The organism is Metabacillus rhizolycopersici (genome assembly GCF_020075705.1).
This window is the reverse complement of record NZ_JAIQUM010000218.1, coordinates 1-1,154: the sequence shown is the minus strand read 5'-3', so window position 1 is coordinate 1,154 and position 1,154 is coordinate 1. Positions and strand designations below refer to the sequence as shown.

Here is a 1,154-nt window from a genome sequence, read left to right as displayed (position 1 = left end):
TTGAACTTAATGATTATGTACATTGGTTCAATAACATTCGAATTCACGGAACATTAGACTATTTAACGCCTGTTGAATTTAAACAACAGCCCTTATAAGTTTTGTCCAGTTTAGTGTTGACATTCCATGCTATTTAAAGAGTATGTTGTTGTAAAAGGAAATTGCACCATAGAAATAGATTCAGCTGGGCGATCCAGTGAAGCAGTATTTAAAATTCGAGATACAGACGATGTATTTTATTTTAGAGATATTCCTGACTTGGATTCATATGGAAGGGCAGTTCCCTACTATTGTGAGGTCACTGTTACAAAGGATCATGCGTTTGAAATAGGTTATAAAATTTACGATGCTAAATCAAAGAAACTTATACAAACAAGTGATTAATTAATTCAACAAAAGGAGTGTCAATTAAGCAGCTAAAAGGATCTTTAAGATCCTTTTTTTAATACCTATAAGCGTAATTATGTTAACTAGTTTTGTATAGAGTATTCATTCAATCCTTTGTTTTATTCCTCAACTTAACGACAGTATTATTAAAAAAGGGTTTCAAGAATAAATGAAGAAAATTACAAATAAATCCATCAGAAATTAAGGAGGGAGAAAATGTATAAACGAAGATGCTATATGGTGGTAGCAACATGTAAAGAAAAAATAAATTTACGAGAAGCAAATTCTTTATTTAATAATTACATAGCAAATAAAAGTAGGGGGCACTGTGTATTTCATGACCATTTCCTTGATGTTCCAGGTGGAATTGCCTTTTTTGAAGTTAATAGTAAAGAACAAAAGGAATCTTTGTATATGAAAGGTGAATTGCCAAATTGGGAACTAATTATCCACCCCTTAATCCTTTCAAGGTCTGCATCTGGTTTCGTTTATCAACTTGATTATACTAGTTCTCAATACGGTGGAGTTCCTATTTCTAAATTATTAGAACGAATTGAGGAAGCTGAAAATAATAATATAGACCCTTCTGATTCTTAATATAGATTGGATGTTCATAATCAGCAAAAAAGAAGGATCTTCAATTTGGTCTTATCCCCGTCAAGTAGACAATTAATAAAAGGTTCACTTATTAAGCAGCCTTAGCTCTATATTCAGTAGGGCTAAGGTTATTTAATTTTTTTTGAAAACGTTTATTATTATAAAACTTA

The 1,154-nt window shown here is 30.9% G+C and carries 3 protein-coding genes; all 3 read left to right on the top strand.

The features are described 5' to 3' along the window. On the top strand, positions 1-98 hold a 98-nt coding region (locus K9V48_RS28095), incomplete at its 5' end, for an IS3 family transposase (RefSeq protein ID WP_224141561.1). A 28-nt stretch (positions 99-126) separates the two neighbouring features. Next, positions 127-384, top strand: coding sequence for a hypothetical protein (locus tag K9V48_RS28090; RefSeq protein WP_224142326.1), 258 nt, complete (start codon positions 127-129; stop codon positions 382-384). A 219-nt stretch (positions 385-603) separates the two neighbouring features. Then, positions 604-984 carry a hypothetical protein gene (locus K9V48_RS28085; RefSeq protein ID WP_224142325.1) on the top strand — a complete coding sequence of 127 codons (381 nt, stop codon included), beginning with the start codon at positions 604-606 and terminating at the stop codon, positions 982-984. Positions 985-1,154 lie beyond the last annotated feature (170 nt).

What these genes read in the sequence shown, in the direction of transcription:
- K9V48_RS28090 (WP_224142326.1), top strand. Translation starts at nt 127, where the DNA reads ATGCTATTTAAAGAGTATGTTGTTGTAAAAGGAAATTGCACCATAGAA.
- K9V48_RS28085 (WP_224142325.1), top strand. Translation starts at nt 604, where the DNA reads ATGTATAAACGAAGATGCTATATGGTGGTAGCAACATGTAAAGAAAAA.